General features: G+C 63.8%; 20 protein-coding genes. 9 read left to right on the plus strand and 11 right to left on the minus strand.

The features are described 5' to 3' along the window. Nucleotides 1-28 precede the first annotated feature (28 nt). The 8 genes from hutI to P9875_RS26960 all read right to left on the minus strand — a co-directional run bounded on the left by hutI (nt 29) and on the right by P9875_RS26960 (nt 9,758). Nucleotides 29-1,255, minus strand: a complete 1,227-nt coding sequence (hutI, locus tag P9875_RS26925) for an imidazolonepropionase (RefSeq protein ID WP_278317099.1) — start codon at nt 1,253-1,255, stop codon at nt 29-31. A 12-nt stretch (nt 1,256-1,267) separates the two neighbouring features. Continuing rightward, nucleotides 1,268-1,843: a HutD family protein gene (locus P9875_RS26930; RefSeq protein ID WP_278317100.1), complete on the minus strand. Its 576-nt coding sequence runs from the start codon at nt 1,841-1,843 to the stop codon at nt 1,268-1,270. Then, nucleotides 1,843-3,219: a formimidoylglutamate deiminase gene (locus P9875_RS26935; RefSeq protein WP_278317101.1), complete on the minus strand. Its 1,377-nt coding sequence runs from the start codon at nt 3,217-3,219 to the stop codon at nt 1,843-1,845. Before P9875_RS26935 ends, P9875_RS26930 begins: the two co-directional genes overlap by 1 nt. After that, complete coding sequence (gene hutG, locus P9875_RS26940) at nt 3,204-4,007, minus strand: N-formylglutamate deformylase (RefSeq protein WP_278317102.1); 804 nt, start codon at nt 4,005-4,007, stop codon at nt 3,204-3,206. Before hutG ends, P9875_RS26935 begins: the two co-directional genes overlap by 16 nt. Before the next feature lie 20 nt (nt 4,008-4,027). Then, entirely contained in the window at nt 4,028-5,587 is a 1,560-nt protein-coding gene (gene hutH / locus P9875_RS26945) for a histidine ammonia-lyase (protein WP_278317103.1), read from the minus strand. A gap of 8 nt (nt 5,588-5,595) precedes the next feature. Beyond that, a complete protein-coding gene (hutU, locus tag P9875_RS26950; protein ID WP_278317104.1) occupies nt 5,596-7,305 on the minus strand; it encodes a urocanate hydratase in 1,710 nt (569 codons plus the stop codon). Nucleotides 7,306-7,411: 106 nt separating this feature from the next. Further along, a complete protein-coding gene (locus P9875_RS26955; RefSeq protein ID WP_278317105.1) occupies nt 7,412-9,085 on the minus strand; it encodes an amidohydrolase in 1,674 nt (557 codons plus the stop codon). 58 nt (nt 9,086-9,143) lie between these two features. Then, nucleotides 9,144-9,758: a GNAT family N-acetyltransferase gene (locus P9875_RS26960; RefSeq protein ID WP_278317106.1), complete on the minus strand. Its 615-nt coding sequence runs from the start codon at nt 9,756-9,758 to the stop codon at nt 9,144-9,146. A 120-nt stretch (nt 9,759-9,878) separates the two neighbouring features. On the opposite strand from P9875_RS26960, the gene P9875_RS26965 reads away from it, so the two are divergent. From P9875_RS26965 to P9875_RS26975, 3 genes are read left to right on the plus strand one after another with little or no spacing between them, the layout of a single operon-like run. After that, nucleotides 9,879-10,949 (plus strand): hypothetical protein, encoded by a 1,071-nt coding sequence (locus tag P9875_RS26965; protein WP_152598783.1) that lies wholly within the window; start codon nt 9,879-9,881, stop codon nt 10,947-10,949. A 19-nt stretch (nt 10,950-10,968) separates the two neighbouring features. Further along, nucleotides 10,969-11,409: a hypothetical protein gene (locus tag P9875_RS26970; RefSeq protein WP_152598784.1), complete on the plus strand. Its 441-nt coding sequence runs from the start codon at nt 10,969-10,971 to the stop codon at nt 11,407-11,409. A gap of 13 nt (nt 11,410-11,422) precedes the next feature. After that, nucleotides 11,423-11,929 carry a hypothetical protein gene (locus tag P9875_RS26975; RefSeq protein WP_278317107.1) on the plus strand — a complete coding sequence of 169 codons (507 nt, stop codon included), beginning with the start codon at nt 11,423-11,425 and terminating at the stop codon, nt 11,927-11,929. 7 nt (nt 11,930-11,936) lie between these two features. Here P9875_RS26975 and P9875_RS26980 read toward each other — a convergent pair whose 3' ends face one another. The 3 genes from P9875_RS26980 to ada form a co-directional block, all read right to left on the minus strand. Further along, the gene (locus P9875_RS26980; protein WP_035822392.1) at nt 11,937-13,592 is read right to left on the minus strand and encodes a mechanosensitive ion channel family protein; all 1,656 of its coding nucleotides are present in this window, start codon (nt 13,590-13,592) and stop codon (nt 11,937-11,939) included. Between the two features lie 74 nt (nt 13,593-13,666). Next, nucleotides 13,667-14,356 carry a 2OG-Fe(II) oxygenase gene (locus tag P9875_RS26985; RefSeq protein WP_278317108.1) on the minus strand — a complete coding sequence of 230 codons (690 nt, stop codon included), beginning with the start codon at nt 14,354-14,356 and terminating at the stop codon, nt 13,667-13,669. Next, nucleotides 14,353-15,408: a bifunctional DNA-binding transcriptional regulator/O6-methylguanine-DNA methyltransferase Ada gene (ada, locus tag P9875_RS26990; RefSeq protein WP_081922822.1), complete on the minus strand. Its 1,056-nt coding sequence runs from the start codon at nt 15,406-15,408 to the stop codon at nt 14,353-14,355. Before ada ends, P9875_RS26985 begins: the two co-directional genes overlap by 4 nt. A gap of 181 nt (nt 15,409-15,589) precedes the next feature. Here ada and hutC point away from each other — a divergent pair, with 181 nt between their 5' ends. The 6 genes from hutC (at nt 15,590) to P9875_RS27020 (ending at nt 23,041) form a co-directional block, all read left to right on the plus strand. Continuing rightward, nucleotides 15,590-16,309 (plus strand): histidine utilization repressor, encoded by a 720-nt coding sequence (gene hutC, locus P9875_RS26995; protein ID WP_035822394.1) that lies wholly within the window; start codon nt 15,590-15,592, stop codon nt 16,307-16,309. A 330-nt stretch (nt 16,310-16,639) separates the two neighbouring features. Continuing rightward, the gene (locus P9875_RS27000) at nt 16,640-19,960 is read left to right on the plus strand and encodes a PAS domain-containing hybrid sensor histidine kinase/response regulator (RefSeq protein ID WP_278317109.1); all 3,321 of its coding nucleotides are present in this window, start codon (nt 16,640-16,642) and stop codon (nt 19,958-19,960) included. Nucleotides 19,961-20,030: 70 nt separating this feature from the next. Next, nucleotides 20,031-20,489 (plus strand): response regulator, encoded by a 459-nt coding sequence (locus P9875_RS27005; protein ID WP_051959621.1) that lies wholly within the window; start codon nt 20,031-20,033, stop codon nt 20,487-20,489. 302 nt (nt 20,490-20,791) lie between these two features. Further along, entirely contained in the window at nt 20,792-21,118 is a 327-nt protein-coding gene (gene trxA, locus P9875_RS27010; RefSeq protein WP_035822396.1) for a thioredoxin TrxA, read from the plus strand. A 156-nt stretch (nt 21,119-21,274) separates the two neighbouring features. Beyond that, nucleotides 21,275-22,537, plus strand: a complete 1,263-nt coding sequence (gene rho / locus P9875_RS27015) for a transcription termination factor Rho (protein WP_034746249.1) — start codon at nt 21,275-21,277, stop codon at nt 22,535-22,537. Nucleotides 22,538-22,771: 234 nt separating this feature from the next. Then, nucleotides 22,772-23,041 (plus strand): type B 50S ribosomal protein L31, encoded by a 270-nt coding sequence (locus P9875_RS27020; protein WP_034746247.1) that lies wholly within the window; start codon nt 22,772-22,774, stop codon nt 23,039-23,041. The last annotated feature ends 33 nt before the right edge of the window (nt 23,042-23,074 follow it).

Below are 23,074 nucleotides of genomic sequence, written 5' to 3' on the forward strand. Positions count from 1 at the left end.
CACGCACGCGGCGCTCCAGGACGGATGATCAATCCGGCAAGCTTACCACCGGCGCGCGCCAGACACCGCCATGCACCACGCCCGCGCACGGGTTCAGGCCCAGCGCATACGCCAGGTCGGCCGGGCGCGCGATGCGCCACAGGGCAAAATCGGCGCGCTTGCCCACCGCCAGGCTGCCCGTTTCATGCTGCAAGCCCAGCGCGCGCGCCGCATGCAGCGTGCAGCCGGCCAGCGCTTCCTGCGGCGTCAGGCGCCACAGGGTGCACGCCATGTTCATCGCCAGCAGCAGGGACGTCATCGGCGACGTGCCCGGGTTGCAATCGGTGGACACGGCCATCGGCACGCCGGCCGCGCGCAAAGCCGCCACCGGCGGCGGCTGCGTTTCGCGCAAAAAGTAATACGCGCCCGGCAGCAGCACGGCCACCGTGCCATGTTGCGCCATGGCGACCACACCCTCTTCCGACAGGAATTCCAGATGGTCGGCCGACAGGCCATCGTAACGGGCCACCAGCGCCGCGCCGCCCAGGTCCGACAGCTGCTCCGCATGCAGTTTCACGGGCAGATTCAAGGCGCGCGCCGCCTCGAACACCCTTTCAGTCTGCGCCGGCGTAAAGCCGATGCGCTCGCAAAACGCGTCGACGGCGTCGACCAGTCCAGCGCCCGCCAGCTTCGGCAGCATCTGCGCGCACAGCAGGTCGATATACGCGTCGGCCTGGCCCGCATATTCGGGCGGCAGCGCGTGCGCGCCGAGGAAGGTGGTGCGCACAGATACGGGCAGCTGTTGCCCTATCCTGCGCGCCACGCGCAGCATCTTCGCCTCGCTGTCCGCGTCGAGACCATAACCGGACTTGATCTCCAGGGTCGTCACGCCCTCGGCCAGCAGCGCCAGCACGCGGGGCAGGCTTTGCCGCAGCAACTCGTCATCGCTGGCCGCGCGGGTGGCGCGCACGGTGGACATGATGCCGCCGCCGGCGCGGCTGATGTCTTCATAGCTGGCGCCATTCAGGCGCGCCTCGAATTCGTCGCTGCGGTTGCCCGCATGGACGATGTGCGTATGGCAGTCGATCAGGCCGGGCGTCAGCCAGCAACCCTGACCATCGTGCAGCACGGCGCCGCTGGCCGGCAGCTCGTCGCCGGGGCCGAACCACGCGATGCGGCCATCCTTGACGGCGATGGCCGCATCGAGCAATTCGCCATAACCGTGTTCCATCGTGGCCAGGTGGACGTTATGGATGACCATATCCCAGTCTTGCATGGCTTTTCTCTCCTAGGTGAACAGGTCGACGCACAACACGGCCGAACGCTGCAAGGCGTCGAGCCGCCACTCCGACGCATCGTCGGCATCGAGCAGCAGCGCGTCATAACGGGCCAGCGCGAACTGCTGTTCCGCGCCGCGCGCCAGCACGTGGCCTTCGCCGGCGACAAACAGCAAGGTCGCCGCGCTGCGCCGTACCAGCCGGCACGGGGCCGTGATTTTTTCCAGCTGGTGGCGGCAGCGGTCGCGCCGCGTCATCACATTGAAATCCGTCGTCGTTCCCTTGACCTGCGCCTCCACGGCCGCCTCGCCGGGAAACCACAGCATCGGTTGCGTAGCGTTCAAGACCACCTTGCGCGCGCCGTCGAACGTCAGTTGCACGCTGTCGCCATCGACCAGCATCAGGCTGCGGTCGATGCCGGGAAAGCTGGAAAACGGCCCGCTGGCCGTGATCGTCGCCAGGCTGATACGCCAGTCGAAATCATCGAAGCCGGCGCCGGGGGGAGCAATGGCGATTTCCGTCGTGCTGCCACCGCCGTTTTTCCACGGCGCGGCGCGCAGGCATTCGTGCGGGATGAAGGTCGCCATCAGAGCGCCCTCAGTTGCGCCAGGGTGCGCTTGTAGGCGGCGGCGATGGCGTCCTGCGCCACGTGGCGCCCATCGCGCACCTGCCACTGGCCGCCGCACAGCACGTCGCGCACCAGCTTGTCGTTGCCGCAGAAAAGTACGCTGCCCAGCACATCGGCGATGGCCACGCCGCACAGGTTCACATGCGCGTCGTCGAGCACCAGCAAGTCGGCGCGGCAGCCGGGCGCCAGCGCACCGAGCTTGCGCCCGGACGCCTGCGCGCCGCCCTGCAGGGCCGCCTGCCACAGGTAATCTCCCACGTGGCGTTCATCTGCCGTGGCGGCCACATTGCGTTGCTGGCGTTGCAGGCGCTGGCCATATTCGAGCCAGCGCAATTCTTCCACCGGCGACTGCGACACGTGGCTGTCGCTGCCGACGCCAAAACGCCCGCCGGCGGCGATGAATTCGGCCAGCGGAAACAAGCCGTCGCCCAGGTTCGCTTCCGTCGTCGGACACAGGCCCGCCACGGCGCCGCTGGCCGCCATCAGCGCCACTTCATCGGGCTGCACATGCGTCGCATGCACGAGGCACCAGCGCGCATCGACGTCGATCTGATCGTACAAATACTGCACCGGGCGCCGGCCGCTGTAGTCCAGACACTGGCGCACTTCGCCCGGCTGCTCGGCGATGTGGATATGGATGGGACGCTCTGCGGGCAGCGCTTGCGCCACTTCGCGAATCTGCGCCACGCCGGCCGCGCGCAGCGAGTGGGGCGCAAAGCCCACCTCCACCTGCCCGCCACGCTGCGGCGCCAGCGCTTCGACAATGCGCAGCACGTCGTCCGCACCGGTGCGAAAGCGCGCCTGCTCGGGTTTGAGGGGCTGTGCGCCGAAACCAGCATGGCTGTACAGCACGGGCAGCATGGTCACGCCGATGCCGCTGAGGCGCGCCGCGGCCAGCACCCGTTCGGCCGTTTCGGCAGGGCGCGCATACAGCGCACCGGCCGCATCGCGCTGCAGGTAGTGGAATTCGCACACGGCCGTGTAGCCATGGCGCAGGCATTCCGCAAACAGCTGGGCGGCGATGGTTTCCATCTGCTCCGGCGTGATGTGGCGCGCGAACCGGTACATCAGGTCGCGCCAGGTCCAGAAACTATCCGGCCCGTCACCGGCGACTTCCGTCATGCCGCCCAGCGCCCGCTGGAACGCGTGCGAATGCAGGTTGACCATGCCGGCCAAAACATATTCGGCCACTTCCGCGCCGGGCGGCGGCGCGGCATTGTCGGTCACCGCCGTCAGATCGCCGGCCGCATCCCACTCCAGCAGCACGTCGCGGCGCCAGCCTTGCGGCAGCAGCGCATGGCGCGCGAACAGACAGCCGCTCAACGCGCCACCCATGCCACGGCCGCTGCCATCATCTGGCGCAGCAGCGGCTGCACCTGTGCCGCCAGGTCGGGCCGGTAGCCGAATGGCGCCGCGTCATCCATGCCAGGTTCATTCATGTACAGGCACTGGCACATCTCCAGCTGGATCGCATGCACGCGGCCGGCCGGCTGGCCGTAATGGCGTGTGATGTGCCCCCCTTTGAAGCGGCCATTCAGCGCCACGGTAAATGCATCCTGCGCGCGCGCGATATCGACCACGGCGGACGTCAGGCCCGCATCGCAGCTGGCGCCATCAGCCGTGCCAAAATTCAGGTCGGGCAGCTTGCCGTCAAAGAAGCGCGGCACATGCGAGGCGATGGAATGGGCATCCCACAGCACCACGGCGCCATGCGCGCGCAGCAGGCGGTCCAGTTCCGCGCGCAACTGCGCATGATACGGCGCCCAGTAGCGCCGCAGGCGCTGCTGCACGTCCTGCACATCGGGCTCCTTGCCAGCCAGGTACAGCGGCTCGCGGTGGAAGGTATCGTTGGGCAGCAAGCCCGTCGTATCCTGGCCCGGATACAGATTCGTGTCTTCTTGCGGGCGATTCAAGTCGATGGTGTAGCGCGACCAGCGCGCCGACAGCACCGACGCATCCATCTCCTGCAAAAAGCCATACAGCTCGCGCAGATGCCAGTCCGTATCGGCCTTGATCATGGCCTGCGGCGTCATGCGCGCGGCGATATCGTCGGGTATGTCGGTGCCCACGTGGGGCATCGACACCAGCAACGGGATGCTGCCTTCGTTGAAGCGGAATTCCATGCCTGTCTCCTTGCGCCTGCTCAGGCGTACAGCGGGGCGAACAAATTCTTGCACGTGCTGCTCAACTCACCCTGCAGCACCATCTGCTTGGCCGCTTCGATATCGGGCGCGAAGAAGCGGTCGGCGTCGAAGAACGGCACTTTCTGGCGCAGCTGCTGGTGCACATGTTCGAGGTGCGGCGAGGTTTTCAGCGGACGGTGGAAGTCGATGCCCTGCGCGGCGGCCAGCAGCTCGATGCCGACGATGACGGCCGTGTTGTGCGCCATGTCGTCCAGGCGGCGCCCGGCGAACGTGGCCATGCTCACATGGTCTTCCTGGTTGGCGGACGTCGGCAGGCTGTCGACGCTGGCCGGATGCGCGAGCGACTTGTTTTCCGACGCCAGCGCGGCCGCCGTCACATGGGCGATCATGAAGCCGGAATTGACGCCCGGGTCGCGCACGAGGAACGGTGGCAGGCCGGACAGGGTCGCATCGATCAGCAGCGCGATGCGGCGCTCGGCCAGCGCGCCGATTTCAGAAATCGCCAGCGCCAGGGTGTCGGCCGCAAAAGCCACCGGCTCGGCATGGAAATTACCGCCCGAGACGATTTCCGCCTGGCCGTTGGGACCATCCTGGAAGATCAGCGGATTGTCCGTGACGGCATTGGCTTCGATCAGCAGGGTGCGGCCGACGTTACCAATCAGGTCCAGGCAGGCACCCATGACTTGTGGCTGGCAGCGCAGGCTGTACGGATCCTGCACGCGCTCGTCGCCTTCCAGGTGCGAGGCGCGAATGGCGCTGTGCGCCACCAGCTGGCGGTACATCTGCGCGGCCAGGATCTGCCCCGGCTGCCCGCGCACGGCATGCACGCGCGCGTCGAAAGGCGAGTCGCTGCCCTTGGCCGCGTCGAGCGACAGCGCGCCCGTGACCATGGCCGCTTCCAGCAAGCGTTCGGCCATGAACAGGCCATGCAGCGCCAGCGCGTTCGACACTTGCGTGCCGTTGATCAGCGCCAGGCCCTCTTTCGCCGCCAGCACCACGGGCGCAATGCCCGCCTGCGCCAGCGCTTCGGGCGCCGCCATAAATTCACCGTTGACGCGCACGTCGCCCACGCCCAGCATGGCCAGGGTCATGTGCGACAGCGGCGCCAGGTCGCCCGAGGCGCCGACGGAGCCCTTGGCGGGAATGGCCGGCATGATGCCCGCGTTGTACAGGGCGATCAGGGTGTCGACAATCAGCGGGCGCACGCCGGAATAGCCGCGCGCCAGGCTGCCGATCTTCATCAGCATGATCAGGCGCACGACGGCGTCCGACAGCAGTTCACCCGTGCCGACAGAGTGCGACAGGATCAGGTTGCGCTGCAATTGCTCCAGCTTTTCATCGGGGATGCGCGTCTTGGCCAGCAAGCCGAAGCCCGTGTTGATGCCATACGCCGCATCGCCCTTGGCGACGATGGCTTGCACGGCGGCGGCCGACGCCTCGATGACGGGATAGGCCTCGGCGGCGAGGATCAGTTTCGCGGGGGCGGCCCACACGGCGCGCAGGTCGCCCAGGGTCATCGCGCCCGGTTTCAGGGTCCAACTTTTGGAGTGCTGTGTCATGTTTGCTTTCACTTCGTATTAAGCATCGGCAGGTTCAGATTGTTGCGCTTGGCGCAGGCGGCCGCTGTTTCGTAGCCGGCATCGGCATGGCGCATCACGCCCGAGCCGCTGTCGTTGACCAGCACCCTGGCCAGGCGTTTCGCCGCCGCTTCACTGCCGTCGGCCACGATGACCATGCCCGCATGCTGAGAATACCCCATTCCCACGCCGCCGCCATGGTGCAGCGAGACCCAGGTGGCGCCGCCGGCCGTGTTCAGCATGGCGTTGAGCAGCGGCCAGTCGGAAACGGCATCCGTGCCATCCTTCATGCTTTCCGTTTCGCGGTTCGGGCTGGCGACGGAGCCCGTATCGAGGTGGTCGCGGCCGATGACGATGGGCGCCTTCAGTTCGCCCGTGCGCACCATCTCGTTGAAGGCCAGGCCGGCGATGTGGCGCTCGCCCAGTCCCAGCCAGCAGATGCGCGCCGGCAGGCCCTGGAAGGCGATGCGCTCGCGCGCCATGTCCAGCCAGTGGTGCACCTGCGTGTGGTGCGGGAACAGCTCCTTGATCTTGGCATCCGTTTTATAGATGTCTTCCGGATCGCCCGACAGGGCCACCCAGCGGAACGGGCCCCGTCCTTCGCAAAACTGCGGGCGGATATACGCGGGCACGAAACCGGGGAAGTCGAAGGCGTTCTGCACGCCCTGGTCGAACGCCACCTGGCGGATGTTATTGCCGTAATCGACGGTGTGCACGCCCATGGCGTGGAAATCGAGCATGGCCTGCACGTGGGCGGCGCAGGAATCGGCGGCGGCCACCGTCAGGCGCGCGTGGCGCTGCGGGTCTTGCTGCGCCGCCTTCCAGTCCGACACGCTCCAGCCACGCGGCAGGTAGCCGTTGACCAGGTCATGCGCGGAGGTCTGATCCGTCACCATGTCCGGCACCAGGCCGCCCGCTTTCGCGCGGCGCACCAGTTCCGGCAGCACTTCGGCCGCGTTGCCCAAGAGGCCAATGGAGATCGCTTCCTTGCGTTCGGTGTGGTACTTGACCAGCTCCAGGGCTTCATCCAGGCTGGCCGCCTGCTTGTCCAGGTAGCGCGTGCGCAGTCGGAAATCGATACTGCTTTGCTGGCATTCGATATTGAGCGAGACGGCGCCCGCCATGGTGGCGGCCAGCGGCTGCGCGCCGCCCATGCCGCCCAGGCCCGCCGTCAGAATCCAGCGCCCGCCCCAATCGCCGCCAAAGTGCTGGCGGCCCGCTTCGGCGAAGGTTTCATACGTGCCCTGCACGATGCCCTGCGTGCCGATATAGATCCAGCTGCCGGCCGTCATCTGGCCGTACATGAACAGGCCTTGCCGATCGAGTTCGTTGAAGTGTTCCCAGTTGGCCCATTTCGGCACCAGGTTGGAGTTCGCGATCAATACGCGCGGCGCATCCGCGTGGGTCTGGAACACGCCCACCGGCTTGCCGGACTGGATCAGCAAGGTCTGGTCGTCTTCCAGTTCGCGCAGCGAGGCGAGGATCTGGTCGAAACAGGCCCAGTTGCGCGCCGCGCGGCCGATGCCGCCGTAGACGACCAGGTGCTGCGGATTTTCCGCCACTTCCGGGTCCAGATTGTTTTGCAACATGCGGTAGGCCGCCTCGGCCTGCCAACTCTTGCAAGCCATGACCGTGCCGCGCGGGGCGCGGATGGTACGGCTGGCATCAAAGCGTGGATCGGTGTCCATTGTGCTGTTCATGCTGTCTCCTCGTAGGGTGCGAGCGGACATGCGTGGTCCGCTCTGGTGCTCCCAGCATAGGTTGTCTATACAACCAAGTCAACAGATTTTTGCAAGCGAAAACTGCCTACTTTTTCTCGTACACGCGCTTGCCCGCCACCCACGTCTGCAGCACCTGCGTCTTGCCGATGGCGGCCGGCGCGACGGTGAACAGGTCCTGGTCGACGACGACGAAGTCCGCCCATTTTCCCGCTTCCAGGCTGCCGATGACCTTTTCCTGGTGCGCTGCCCAGGCCGCGTCGAGGGTGAAGCAGCGCAGCGCTTCCGTCACCGTCATGGCTTGCTGGGGATACCAGCCGCCGGCCGGGAATCCTTCGCTGTTTTGCCGCGTGACGGCCGCGTGGATGCCTTCGAACGGGTTAGGCGACTCGATGGGAAAGTCCGATCCGCAGGCGATGCGCGAGCCTTGCGCAAGGAAGGTGCGCCACGCATACGCGCCCTTGATGCGCTCGTGGCCCACGCGCTGCTCCGCCATGTTCTGGTCGGACGTGGCGTGCGTCGGCTGCATCGATGGCACGATGCCCAGCGCCTTGAAACGGGGGATGTCGCTCAATTGCACCACCTGCGCATGCTCCATGCGGTGGCGCAGGCCCACGCTGCGGTATTGCGCGGTCAAGGCGGCATAGCCGTCGAGGATCTGGTGGTTGCCCGCGTCGCCGATGGCATGCACGTTCACCTGGTAGCCGGCCCGCATGGCTTTTTCCATCTTCGCGCGCATGGCGTCATCTTTGAAGAACAGCAGGCCGCTGGTGGACGGATCGTCACTGTACGGCGCCAGTAGGGCCGCGCCGCGGCTGCCCAGGGCGCCGTCGGACAGCAGTTTCACGGCGCGCAGGGCGTACAGGTCGCGCGCATAACTATTTAAGGGGCCGTTTTTCGACAGCGCGTCAAAGTCTTCCGTCGTGTCGGCAATCATGCCGTACACGCGCACCGTCAGCTTGCCATGGTCCGCGTAGTCGCGGAACAGCCGGTCCTGCATCTGGCCGATGCCCGCATCGTGCACGCTGGTCAGGCCCACCTGCGACAGCTGCGCCAGCGCGCCATCGAGGGCGGCGCGGTTTTCCACGTCGCCCGGCTTGGGCAGCACGGCGTCCATCAAGTCCATGGCATTGTCGACCAGCACGCCGGTGGCATTGCCGTCCGCGTCGCGTTCGATCTTGCCGCCCGCCGGATCTGGCGTGGCGCGCGTGATGCCGGCCAGCGCCAGCGCGCGGCTGTTGGCCCAGCCCGCGTGGCCGTCGACCCGGCGCAGCCACACGGGCCGCGCGCTTTCCGCCGCATCGAGTTCCAAAGCCGTGGGAAAGCGCCCCAGCTTCCAGATTTCCTGGTTCCAGCCATTGCCGACGACCCAGCTGCGATCCGGATGCGCGCGCGCGAAGTCGCCCACGGCTTGCACGGCGGCCGGCAGCGAGGACGAACCGTACAACATCACGCCGCTGGCAATCGTCCCCAGGCCGAACACGTGGCCATGCGCGTCGATCAGGCCCGGCAGCACGGTTTTTCCCTGCACGTCGACGTGCAGGGCGCCCTTGGCCGCCTTGCGTTTCACCTGCGCGGCGCTGCCGACGGCGAGCAGTTTGCCCGCATCGTCAAAGGCCAGCGCCGTGAAGCGCACCACCTTGCCGGCAGCATTGAGCGTGTAGCCGTTGGCGTTGTCGATGACGGTATCGGCATGGGCGTAGACGTGGGTCAGGGCGCCCAGGCAGGCGAGAACGAGCAGGGTGCGGCGCGGGGTCGGCATTTCCATCTCCAGGTCTTGAATAAAAAGACGAGTGTATAGAAATTAGCAAAATGGTCAATCAGGCAGCGTGAGGCTCCCTTACCATCAGCCAGTAATCGCAGCCCGTGACAGCTTCCGCGTACCGCCCCGCCACCACGAAGCCCAGGCGGGCATAGAACGGCAGGCTGCGTTCGTTATACGTCTCCAGGAAGCACGCGGCACCAGCCGCATCGACGGCCGCCAGGCCAGGCGCCAGTACGGACGCGCCCAGTCCCCGGCCCTGTGCTGCGGGATCAATGCCGGCGATCGACAGATACCAGGCGTCCTGCAGACCATACGGCGCCAGCGCGTGTTCCATGTTCCAGACGATGGCCGTGAAATGCGCGAAGCCGCGCTCCCCCAGCAACGCGTGCAAGGCGGGTTCGCGTTGCGCATACGCGGCCTGGCGCACGGCCGCCGGCGTATCCGTCGTCCAGATGGCGGCGCCATTGCCCGCGTCATCCGCCATATCGACGCGCCCCGCCTGCCACCCCTCGGCCAGCGCCAGCGCGAAGTAGGCTTCCAGCATGGCGTGCCGCGCCGCCTCGTCGTCGCCGCACGCCACCGTGACGGTGCGGTAGAACGGATCGCCGACCAGGGCGGCGGCCAAGCTGCGGGCGGTGCGGGAGGATTCGATGTTGGATGGACTGGACATGGGGACTCTTTCTTCTCATTGAAACGCCCGGCATCTTAACGCAAGCGCGCAGGCCTTGCGCCCAGTCAATACTTGCAAGGCTCCACAGGTCTACGCTGAGGTTTTCAGGTGGAATACCCCATGGCCAGGCACCATGTCATCAGCACCACCGCGTGCGACGTGTTCTTCAAGCTCGTGGCGCACCAGAAGAGCAGCCTGGGCGCGCGCTTCGACAGCATGATCGTCACCTTCAGCGCCGGTGGCCAGCCCGTGCTGGGCGCCACCCTGCGCAACGCGACAAGCGGCTGCGAACTGCACCGCCTGGCCGGCCAGCCCGACGAATGCTGGTGCTGCGGTTATGACGAGCAGCTGGAATTCGTCTCGCAAGCCGACGTGCCGCTGGCGCACGCCGACTACCGGCTCACCTTGAGCAATGGCGAAACGTGGACGGGCACGACGGATGCGAAGGGGCGCACGGGGCGCGTCACCAGCAAGCTTGAGGCGCAAATCATCCAGGCCGAATTCCTGCCGCACGCGGATAAATCACCATGCTGCGCCGCCGCGCCAAAACACGCTGCGCCTGCGGTCAAGGTCATTCAGCTGGAAGGCATCAAGACGACCGACAAGGATGTCGGTTCGTCCGTGAAACAGGTCAAAGTGAAGGACAAGGTTCGCCCGCTGACCAAGGGCGAGATCGACATGGCGTGGATGCTGTTCCAGGATGCGATCGACTACGACAAGGTCAAGGTGCATGGGGAGCCGTATCTATGGTTTGGCTTGCAGCCCAAAAATGTGGCCATGACACCGGATGGGGAGATGTATTTTCATGAGTCGGAATTCCGAAAGGACTTCTCAAAGGAGAAACCAAGGCCAAAAAACTGGTTCATGCATGAAATGGTGCATGTTTGGCAGCATCAATTGAATTATCCAGTAGCGATACGGGGACTTGTCAGGCTAGGTTTGGATTACAAGTATGTGCTACTTCCGAAGAAAAAATTATCAGACTACAACATGGAAGCCCAGGGTGATCTGCTCGCCGACTATCACACATTGAAGTACTTAAAAGATCCAGACGCAATGCGTCAACCTAAATATCAACACTCACTAAAACTTTATGAAGAGGTACTACATGAGTTTTTTAAAGATAGGAAAAGCAAGGCAAATCTGCCTGGCCGTAATGCTGAGCATGAGCCTTTGTTTGACATACCATGACGCTTTCGGCATGTCCCGCATGGCATACGCGGAAGTACAGCTAAAAAATGGCACTCCCTGTTTCTCTATTTCTGAAAAGGAAGAAGCGCGTAACGGGGTTCCGCAGATTAGTGCGGTCGTACTGACAGATGTATCCGTCAAGCCAGCAGTCAAAGTATGGTCCTTTCTTTTACCGGGCGCAGCGACTATTCCTGTGCATGCCAAGTCCTGTCTTCTGTATGGAGTTGCACCAGCAACAGCAGAGGTCAAACCACCCAAAGCCCCGCCACTGAAAACGGGGCGCATGTATGACGTCTTTCTGAACGGTGGGCCAGCCGATCCATCGGACCCTACTCGCGGTTACGTGGGGAAATTTTGCTTAATCACCGGCATCTCCGGGGAGCGAAAAATTCTCCGTATCGACAGCGATAGCCAAGCCTGGATAGATGAAATCTGTCCAGAACATTCGCTCATCAGATAGTGCGAGGGTCGCCATGCCATATCGTCACACGCTGCTATTCCTGCTTGCCACCCTGACGGCTATCGATGCCTCGGCGTGGTCGCGCATCGCTGATGCCCTCATTCACTCTGTCAACGGCATGCCCTGCTTCTCCATTACAAAAAAAGAAGAGGCACGCAATGGCCTGCCATTTCTTGGCGCACTCATGGTTTCTGACATGTCCGTGCAACCGGTAAAGGAAGTATGGGGGTTCTCCCTACCGCCAGACATGCCCTTATCCATCCGTGCCAGCACATGCATCCGCTATGGAAACGTGCCTACCGGTGCGACGGGCATACGCGCTGGAAAGCTGATACCCGGACATTTCTATAGCGTATTCCTGAATGGCCGCCCCAAAGATCCATCCGATCCAACCTATGGCTATCAAGGAGAATTCTGCGTGAAAGCTACGGCTGCTGACGGTCAGCAAGTCATTCCTATTAGCAGCGACATGCAGGAGTGGCGCACTGAAATCTGCCCACCCCATCCATCCCTCCCATAGTCCGACGTCATTTATCTTCCTCCCCCCGCCTCGCCGGCGCCCTGAACCATTCCTCCGGCGGCACCACCTGCGACTCTTTCGGATCATCGATGTAGTGCGGCGACGTGATCTGCACGTCGAATTCGTTGAAGACATCGATGATATTCTGGTGCAAGCGGTTCAGTACTTCGGCACGCTGGCGGGGGACTTCGGCGCTGGCGTAGGCGACGAGGCGGTATTGCACATAATAATCCTGCAGCGCCAGCTGCATCACGTACGGTTTTGGCGTGGTCGACAGTTCCGGCGTGCGCGAGGCGGCCAGTTCCAGCATGGCGTGCACTTGCCGCCATGGCGTGGCGTAGCCGATGGTGACGGTGGAGTCGAGCACGAAGCCGCCGCCGGGCTGGGCGCGCGAATAGTTCTTTGTCGTTTGCGACATCACCCACGCGTTCGGCAAGGCGACCTCTTCGCCCAGGCCCGTACGCAAACGCGTCTCGAACATGCCCACGTCGACCACGGTACCCTCGCTGTCGCCCACGCGCACATATTCTCCCTTGCGCAGGGCACGCGTGTACATCAGGATCAGGCCGCTGGCGCCCTGGCCCACGATGCTCGACGCGCCGATCGACACCATCAGGCCGACCAGCACGGACAGGCCCTGGAAGGCGGCCGTGTGCGAGCCGGGCAGATATGGATACGCCATGGCCAGCGCGAACAGCCAGATCACCACGCTGGCGATGCGGCGCGTCGGCAGGGCCGTGTCCTTGTCGAGCCAGCCGATTTGCAATTCGCCGCTTTCCACGCGCTTGAACAGCGAGGCGGCCGTGGCGGCGATCAGGCGCGCGATGGCGAAAATCACGCAGACCAGCACCAGCCCCGGCAAGGCGCCGATGATGGCGTGGAAGACGTCGGCCGCCACATCGAACAAATAGCCGCTCAGGCTTTCGCCCCACGAGCGCGTGTACGGCAAGCGCCCCAGTACGAAGGCGGCCCACAGATAGGTGGCCATCAGACGCAAGCCCCACAGCACGGCGCTCAGCAGTTGATACGCGAAGGCGATGTAGTGTTCGGCGTCGAGCACGCGCACGTTTTTCAGGCGCACGTCGCGCAGGCGCGAGGCCAGCAACACACCGCTGCGGCGCTTGGCCCAATGGTGCAAACGCGTCAGGCCCATCCACACGAGCCAGAACACGAGCGTAGCGACGGCGCACACGGCGGCGGCAATCGCCAGGTAGCGCCAGCTGCCCTGTTCGCGGTAGTCGAGCACAGCCTTGCTCAGCTCGCCGGCCGCCGTTTTCGCCACGCTTTCCGTCGTGTCGCCGGCCAGCTGGTTGACGTCGCCAGGCACGACGACGAACAGTTGCACGCCGTCGAGCAGCACTTGCGTGCCTTCGGGAATCATGCGCGTGCTCGTCTGCAAGGGACCATTCTTCGCCAGCACGCTGTCCAGACGACGCTGCGCCCCGATGGCACGCTCATCGGGCGGATAGCCGGCCAGCGCGGCGCGGAAGACAAATACCTTGCGGTTGGCAAACATCAGCGGCGCCGTCCTGGCCGCAGCAAGCTGCGATGGCGCCACGACGGATGCGGCCTCCGCAACGAGCGCGGGCACGCCCTCGTCCGCATGGGCTGCGGGCAGCAAAAACATGGTCAACAGGCACAACAGGCGGAGCAACGCGGACATGGCAGCAATGAAAAGTGACAGGGAGTAGCCATCATGCCATGTAATCATGGAAACTCAAGCGCCGCCGCTAGCGTTCAGCTCGCATCATGGAAAATGATGCCCAAGGTGTGACGCAAGCCCGAACGCAGGCGCGACACGCCGTGGCGCATGTTCACGCGGTAAGTGCCGCGCGTGCCAATCACGGGACGCTGCGCGACGGGAAAGAGGACGGCGTCGCCCTGCGCCAGCGGCACCACTTCGGCGCGCGACTGCATGCGCGGACGCTGCTCCGTCAGCACGAACTCGCCGCCCGTGAAGTCTTCCTGCGGGCGCGACAGCAGCACAGCCAGTTGCAGCGGAAACACGTGCTCGCCATACAGATCCTGGTGCAAACAGTTGTAATCGCCTTCGCGGTAGCGCAGCAGCAAGGGCGTGGGCCGCGTCTGCCCCGCCGCATGGCAGCGCGCGAGGAAATCGGCGTGGCTGGACGGAAAGCGCGTCTCGATGCCCATGGCGGCGTGCCAGCGGTTGGCAATCGCCGCCAAGGGGGAATACAAGCCCGTGCGCAAGGCGGCCACCACCTCCGGCAGCGGATGCGCGAAATACTGGTACTCGCCCTGGCCAAAACCATGGCGCTGCATCACCACCTTGCTGCGAAAGCGCGACGCGTCCTCATACTGCGCCGCCAGCGCCACGCAGGCATCCGCATCCAGCAAGCCCGGCACGACGGCGCAGCCGTATTGATTGAGATCATCCTCGATCTGGCGCCAGTCCAGCGCCCTCACCGTTCGCCCTCGCGTTCCAGCAGCGCCTGCTTGCGCTCCACGCCCCAGCGGTAGCCGGACAGCGCGCCATCGTTGCGCACCACCCGGTGGCAGGGAATGGCGACGGCCAGGGCATTGGCCGCGCAGGCACCGGCCACGGCGCGCGCGCCGTGCGGAGCGCCGATGCGCCGGGCCAACTCGGCATAGCTGACGGTGCTGCCGGCAGGAATCTCGCGCAAGGCTTGCCACACGCGCTGCTGGAACACCGTGCCGCGCACGTCGAGCGGCAAGTCCAGTCCCAGGCCCGGCGCCTCGACCAGGCCCACCACTTGCGCCACCGTCTGTTCGTATTCAGCTTCCGCGCCGTGCAACTCGGCTTGGGGAAAGCGGTCCTGCAAGTTGCGCAGCAGCACTTCCGGATCGTCATCGATCAAAATGGCGCAAATGCCCTTGTCCGTGCTGGCCACGAGGATGGCGCCCAGCGAGCAGGCGCCGATGGCAAAGCGGATCACGGCGCCGCTGCCGCCGGCGCGAAAGGCGCCCGGCGTCATGCCCAGCAAGCCCGGCGTGGCGGCATACAGGCGGCCGCTGGAATTGAAGCCGGCCGCATACAAGGTTTCCGTGACATTCGCCGCGCCCTGCAAGCCGGCCTTCAGGCGTTCGCCGCGCCGCGCCGCCGCGTACGCTTTCGGCGTGATGCCCGTGTGCGCCTTGAAGACGCGGTGGAAGTGAAAGCGGCTCATGCCGGCAGCCTGCGCCAACGAGTCCAGGTCGGGCAGCTCGTCGCTGGCGTCGATCAGCCGGCAGATGTCGGCCACGATGGCCGCCTGGCGCTGGGCCAGCGGCGGCAAGTTGGGTTTGCAGCGCAGGCAGGGCCGAAAGCCGGCCGCCTCCGCCTGCTCGCACGTGGCGTGGAAAGCCACGTTGCGGCGCAAGGCGGGACGCGCCGCGCAGGAAGGGCGGCAATACACGCCCGTCGTGCGTACCGAGTAATAAAAGACGCCGTCGGCGTCGGGGGCGCGCCGCTGCAGGGCATCCCAGCGCTCATCATCGGTGGTGTAAGAGTGATCCATGTCGGACTCCGTGCTTGTCATTGGCAAGTAGCCAGCATAGCCAGCGCTGGCCGGCGCCACACTCCGGCGCTTGCTTTTGAATTCAAAAAAAGGCTGGCGGCAGGCATCGTGCTCGGTGCTAAAATCGGCCATCGCGCCTCCAGCCGGCGGCGCGCCCTGCCCGTGCCCCGGAGAAACCGCATTGGACGACCACACTACACAAGAAAATACGCCCATTTTCCAGCGCATCAAGGATTTTCTGCTGGCCGGCATCGCCGCCGGACGCTGGAAGGAAGGCGACGTGATTCCCTCCGAGCAAGCACTGGTAAAACAATTCGGCGTCTCGCGCATGACGGTCAACCGCGCCGTGCGCGAACTGACCAGCGAGCAAATACTGACGCGGCGCCAGGGTTCCGGTACCTATGTGGCGCAGCAAAAATACCAGGCGACCTTGTTGGAAATCAAGAGTATCGCCGATGAAGTGCGGGCGCGCGGACATATCCATCGCAGCAGCTTGCAATTGCTGGAACGCACCAAGGCCTCCGACTTGCTGGCCAAGCAATTCGGCCTGCCGCCGGAACACCCGCTGTTTCATTCGCTGATCGTGCATTTTGAAAACGGCGTGCCGATCCAGGTCGAGGACCGCTGGGTCAATCCCGAATGCGCACCCGACTACATGACGCAGGATTTTTCCAGCATCACGCCGAACGAATACCTGATGGCAGCGGCCCCTCTGCAAGGCGCCACCTACAGCATCGAAGCGCTGTCGGCGCCGCGCGACATCGCCGAAATGCTGGCCATCGACACCAAGCAGCCTTGCCTGGTGCTGCGCCGCCAGACGCGTTCAGGCGGCAAGATCGCCTCGACCGCCACCATGTGGCATCCCGGACACCGCTATCAGTTCGCCGGCAGCTTTACCTGAGGCTACCACCGCGATTGAGTAGCACGATTTCGCGCAAACTTTCTCACGAATTCTCACTAAATCGCGAAAAAAACAGCCATTTCGGGGCAAAAAAAATCCCGTTTTGGCCGTTTCCGAACTTAAATACTCCGAGTAAATATTCGATGCTATAGTTGCCGCCAGAAAGCGCCGCAGGCGTTTATTTGAGCGCGCCTCATGTACTGCCAGCCTAGTCCAATCACGCCCCAGAAAGGGATGCATTTGTCGTATTGCAGCCACACGAGTTTCGGCGCACCACGCCCACGGCGCCCTGCGCTGCGCCGGCTCGCGCGTACGATGCTGGCGGCAGGCATGACGCTTTCGCTGCCGGTGCAGGCGGCGCACGGCATGACGCCGGCATTGCTGTGGCCGTATGCCGCCGCCAGCGCCACCGCCCTGGCGGGACTGGCTTGCTGGCAAGCCTGGCGCCTGCGCCAGCAGTTGCGCCACCAGCCCCAGCCCGCGCAGGCCCAGGCCGAACAGGATGCCGTGCAAGCCTTGCGCGGCGCCACCATGGCCGGCTGGACCTGGCGGCGCCAGTCCGACCGGCTGCAGTTCGCGCCCCAGTACCAGGACGTCCTGGGCGACAAGCATGCCAGGCTCGAACATGCACTGGCCGACTGGCTGGCCGAAGTCCACCGCGATGACCGAGCGCGCCTGAGCCTGGCCTTTCGCCAGCATCTGGACGGCCAGGCGCCTGGCACCTTCAATTGCGAATTCCGTTTGCGCCACAGCGACGGCCACTGGCGCTGGCTGCTGGCGCGCGGCGCCGTCCTGTCGCGCGCCTCGGATGGCAGCGCCACGCAGGCCAGCGGCATCGTCTGCGACATCAGCGAGCGCAAGCAGGACGAGCAATCGCGCATGCGCTCGATGCTGGAAGCGGCGCCCGAAGCCATGCTGGTGGCCGATGTCGAGGGCAAGGTGCATTACGCCAACCAGATTGGCGCGCGCTGCTTCGGCTATCCGCTGGCCGAATTGATTGGCATGTCGCTGGAGCAATTGGTACCGGAAAGCACGACCAGCCACTCCGCGGGCGACCCGCAAGGACGGCACAGCCTGCCTGGCAGGGTGATGATGGCGCGCCGTCGCGACGGCACGCACTTCCCCGCCAAGGTCAGCCTGTCGCCGCTGCGCATGGCCGGGCAAGTTTTTTCCATCGTCTCGCTGCGCGACATGACGCAGCGGCAACGCGCCGAGGAAGCGCTGCACGCCAGTTCGGAACGCTACCGCCTGATCGTGCAGACGGCCGCCGAAGGCATCTGGATGACGGATGCGAACGGCAAGACCACCTTCGTCAACCCGAAGATGGCGCACATGCTCGGCTACACGGTGCAGGAAATGCTGGGCCGTCCCCTGCTCGACTTCATGGACCGCGACAGCCAGCTGCTGATGCAGCGCCGCCTGGCCAGTCACGGCAGTCAGGCCAGCCAGCCGGACCAGGTCGATTTCCGCTTCTTCCGCAAGGATCAGTCCAGCCTGTGGGGTTTGCTGTCGAGCACCAGCATCCAGTCGGACAATGGCGAGCCGGGCGGCACCCTGGCGATGATCACCGACATCACCGAGCGGCGCCAGGCGTCGATCGCGCTGTCGAACTCGAGCCAGCGCATGGCGTCCGTGTTCGGCGCCGTGACGAATGGCCTGGTGGTGCAGGACAGCCACGGTCACATCCTGGAAAGCAATGCCGCCGCCGAGCGCATGCTGGCGGCCAGTCCGGCCGGCAACAGCCTGTGGCAAGCCATCCGCGAAGACGGCTCCGCCTTCGACCAGCGCAGCCATCCCGTGCACATCACCCTGTCGACGGGCGAAGCCATGCGCGACGTGCTGATGGGCGTGCTGCAGCCCGATGGCAGCCTGTCATGGCTGTCCGTAAATACCGAGGCCATCCGCGATGAGTACGGCAAGGTGGGCATGGTGGTGGCCAGCCTGACGGACATCACGTATCACAAGCGCAGCGAGAGCGCCTTGCGCGAGCTCAATGAACATCTGGAAGAGCGCGTGGCGCAGCGCACGGAACAGCTCGACCAGGCCAAGCAGGTGGCAGAGGAAGCGAGCCTGGCGAAGGGACAATTCCTGGCCAACATGAGCCATGAAATCCGCACGCCGATGAATGGCGTGATTGGCATGGCGTATCTGGCCCTCAAAACGGACCTGGAACCGCGCCAGCGCGATTACCTGGAGAAAATCCGCTTCGCCGGTGAACACTTGCTGGGCATCATCGACGATATCCTCGACATCTCGAAAATCGAGGCGGGCAAGCTGGAAATCGAGCACGTCAACTTCAGTTTCGACCATGTCGTGCAAACGCTGATGACGGTGGTGGCGCCGCGCGCCGCCGGCAAGAACCTGGAACTGCTGTTCGAGATCGACCCGCAATTGCCCGCCGTGCTCGTGGGCGACCCGCTGCGCCTGGGGCAGGTATTGATCAACTACGCCAATAACGCCATCAAGTTCAGCGAACAGGGCAGCATTACCGTGAAAGTGCGCAGGGTGGTGGCGGACGCGAAACACTGCCTCGTGCGCTTTGAAGTGTGCGACCACGGCATCGGCCTGTCGCAGGATGAAATGAGCAAACTCTTCCAGTCCTTCCAGCAAGCCGACACGTCCACCACGCGCGAATATGGCGGCACGGGCCTGGGCCTGGCCATCTGCAAGCAGCTGGCCCAGCTGATGGGCGGCGACGTGGGCGTCGACAGCCGTCCCGGCGCCGGCAGCACCTTCTGGTTCACGGCCAACCTGGGCATTTCCGACCAGGCCGCGCCCGCCATGCTCGACAGCATGGTGCAGACGGCGGCCGCCATGCGCGCCAGCGCCGACGCGGCCCTGGTGATGCGCACGCTCAAGCATGCACGCATCCTGCTGGTGGAAGACAACACCTTCAACCAGCAGGTGGCGCTGGAATTGCTGGAAGAAGCGGGCGCCTCCGTCTGTCTAGCCAACAATGGCGAAGAGGCGCTCGACCTGCTGCGCCAGACCCAATTCGACTGCGTGCTGATGGACGTGCAGATGCCGCTGATGGATGGCTTGCAGGCGACGCGCCACATCCGCGCCGACCCGCAGCTGGCGCACCTGCGCGTGCTGGCCATGACGGCCACGGCCACCAGCGAAGACCGCGTGCGCTGCCTGGAGGCGGGCATGGACGATTTCATTTCCAAGCCCATCCAGCCGGCCATGATGTACCAGACCATCGCCAGCTGGCTGCCGGCGCGCGAGACGCCGCCACCACCGGCGCGCAGCCGCGCCGCGCCCGCCTTCAAGACCACGCTGGCCGGCGACCCGCAAGTGATCGACCTGTCCATCCTGGCAAAGTTGCTGGGCTACAACCCGGAAAAGGTGCGCAAGTTCGCCTTCAAGTTCCTGCAGACCACGCAGGATGGCTTTGGCGACATCGATGCGGCCCTGGCGCGCGGCGACGTGCACCAGGTGCGCGAACTGGGGCACCGCATCAAGTCGTCGGCGCGCACCGTGGGCGCCCTGGGACTGGCCGAGCTGTGCCACAACCTGGAAACCCTGGCGCCGGGCGAACCGGCCGACGAGGCGGAGCGGGCGCGGCGCATCGTCACGCGCCTGTGGCCCCTGCTGGAACAGATTACCGAACAAATCATGAATAACACCAGCTTTGCCAATGACGATTAGCTACCGCCAAATTGGATTGCGGCAAGGTATCGGCATCGACAGCGATGCATATCAACAGAAAGACATGACGATGAACACTGTATCAAACCAAGCAAGCCAGGAACACAACGAAGCAGGCCTGGCGCCATTGCGCGTGCTGCTGCTGGACGACGACGTTTTCATGCTCGACGTGCTCAGCGACATGCTTGAGCAAATGGGCTCGTTCGACATCCGCTGCGAATCGCACAGCGAACAGGCGCTGTCGACCCTCAAGCAGCACCAGCCCGACCTGCTGATCTGCGACCTGTCCATGCCCGACATCGACGGCATCGAATTTTTGCGCATGGCGGCGGAAAACGGCTTCCGCGGCGGCGTGGTTCTGCTGTCGGGCCTGCATTCGGCCGTGCGCCTGGCGGCCGAACGCCTGGCCATGGCCAACGGCCTGCATATATTGGGCACCTTCCGCAAGCCGATGGAAAGCGCGGAATTGCAGCTGATGGTGAACTTGCAACTGCAGCACACGGCGCGTCAGGCCAGCGTACAAGCCTGAGCGCGCAGGCCGGCCGGGAGGGCGGACACGGCGCTGCAGGCCAGCAGGCATGCGGCTTTGCCGCCCTGCCGGCAACTGCAGCGACGATATGCCTCAAGTTTTTCTGCAATAATCGCCACGCTTTGAAAAAATGGGTTATTATTTCAGCCATCCCCGCCTGCATACCTCTGGTCGCACCTTCCAAGACATTGAAGTCGTGCCCATTGTCCCCATCTTCTCATTGCATTCCAGGAAGCATGGATGGCGAACCAGCGTATGGTTAATTCCAGGCATTATTGATCCCACCCTCATTTGAGGAAAATATGAGCGAAAATATCAAACACATTAGCGATGCATCTTTTGAAGCAGACGTCCTGCAATCCGAGTTGCCCGTACTGGTCGACTTCTGGGCAGAATGGTGCGGTCCCTGCAAGGCCATCGCCCCGATCCTGGAAGAAGTGGCCAAGGAATACGCCGGCCGCATCCTGATCGCCAAGATGGACGTGGACGCGAACCAGGCAGTGCCTGCCAAGTTCGGCATCCGCGGCATCCCGACCCTGATCCTGTTCAAGGATGGTGTTGCAGCTGCTCAAAAAGTGGGCGCCATGGCCAAGGGCCAGTTGACCACTTTCGTCGACAGCAACATTTAATGTATGATGGGCAGCGCTGCGCCCGCAGCGCCGCCTGACTGGAACCACCGGGAAGCGGCTTTGCCCTCATTCGTGCACAGCCTTCCCCAATAATTAATCAACGCCACGCAGTCCCCTCCCCTACCTTTACCTCCCGTCTCGGGACACTCAACATATATGCATTTATCCGAACTAAAGGCCCTACACGTATCCGCCCTGCTTGAGATGGCGATCGGTCTTGACATTGACAACGCAGCCCGCTTGCGCAAACAGGAGCTGATGTTCGCTATCCTGAAAAAACGCGCCAAGTCCGGCGAACAGATTTTTGGCGACGGCGCCCTGGAAGTGCTGCCTGACGGCTTCGGCTTCCTGCGCTCGCCCGACGCCAGCTACATGGCGTCCACCGACGACATTTACATCTCCCCTTCGCAAATCCGCCGCTTCAATCTGCACACCGGCGATTCGATCGAAGGCGAGGTACGGACCCCGAAAGATGGCGAACGCTATTTCGCATTGGTCAAAGTCGACAAGGTCAACGGCGAATCGCCGGAGATGTCGAAACACCGCATCCTGTTTGAAAACCTGACGCCGCTGCACCCGAACGAGCCGCTGCGCCTGGAACGTGAAATGAATGGCCAGGAAAACATCACCGGCCGCATCATCGACCTGATCGCCCCGATCGGCAAAGGCCAGCGCGGCTTGCTGGTGGCGTCGCCGAAATCCGGTAAATCCGTGATCCTGCAGCACATCGCCCATGCGATCACGGCCAACCACCCGGACATCACCCTGATCGTGCTGCTGATCGACGAACGTCCGGAAGAAGTGACGGAAATGCAACGCTCCGTGCGCGGCGAAGTCGTCGCCTCGACCTTCGACGAGCCGGCCACGCGCCACGTGCAAGTGGCCGAAATGGTGCTGGAAAAAGCCAAGCGCCTGGTCGAAATGAAAAAAGACGTGGTGATTCTGCTCGACTCGATCACCCGTCTGGCGCGCGCCTACAACACCGTCATCCCTGCCTCGGGCAAGGTCCTGACCGGTGGTGTCGACGCGAACGCGCTGCAACGTCCAAAACGCTTCTTCGGCGCCGCGCGCAATATCGAAGAAGGCGGCTCGCTGACCATCATCGCCACGGCGCTGATCGAAACGGGCTCGCGCATGGATGACGTGATCTTTGAAGAATTCAAGGGTACCGGCAACATGGAAGTGCATCTGGAACGCCGTCTGGCCGAAAAACGCGTCTACCCGGCAATCAACCTGAACAAATCGGGTACCCGCCGCGAAGAACTGCTGATCAAGCCGAACGAACTGCAAAAAATCTGGATCCTGCGCAAGTTGCTGTACTCGATGGACGAGATCGAGGCGATGGAGTTCATTCTGGACAAGATGAAAGCCACGAAGAATAACGCGGAGTTCTTCGACATGATGCGCCGCGGCGGCTGATTTGGTGTGAACCCTTGAACCGCCGGGGTCGGACCCTCAGGGTCCGACCCCAGTTTTTGCCTTGGGTTATCGATGCAAAGCCGCTTTCGAGCGGCTTTTTTATTGCCGCCGGCCCGAAAGCGCTATATAATCGACGGTTGCATTATTTTAAACCCTGGCAAGTGATCGGCAATCGGGTCAAGAAGCTGGACGACCGACGAAGTGCTGTTTGGCTACCAAACTAGAGAGAAGACCATGAAAGTCGATACCCATCCAGAATACCGCGAAGTTGTTTTCCACGATCTGTCGTGCGATTTCAAATTCGTTACCCGCTCGACCATCCAGACCCGCGAAAAAATCACCCACGACGGTAAAGAATACCCACTGGTGAAGATCGAGGTTTCGGCTGAATCGCACCCATTCTTCACGGGCAAGCACAAAATCGTCGATACCGCTGGTCGCGTCGAGAAGTTCCGTCAGAAGTTCGGTTCGGTTGGTTCGAAAACCGCAGTCGCAGCAGGCTGATTTTTGCCGCTTTGCGGCAAAAAAGGGCAGCTT

Source organism: Janthinobacterium rivuli (assembly GCF_029690045.1).
GTDB classification, from domain to species: domain Bacteria; phylum Pseudomonadota; class Gammaproteobacteria; order Burkholderiales; family Burkholderiaceae_D; genus Janthinobacterium; species Janthinobacterium rivuli.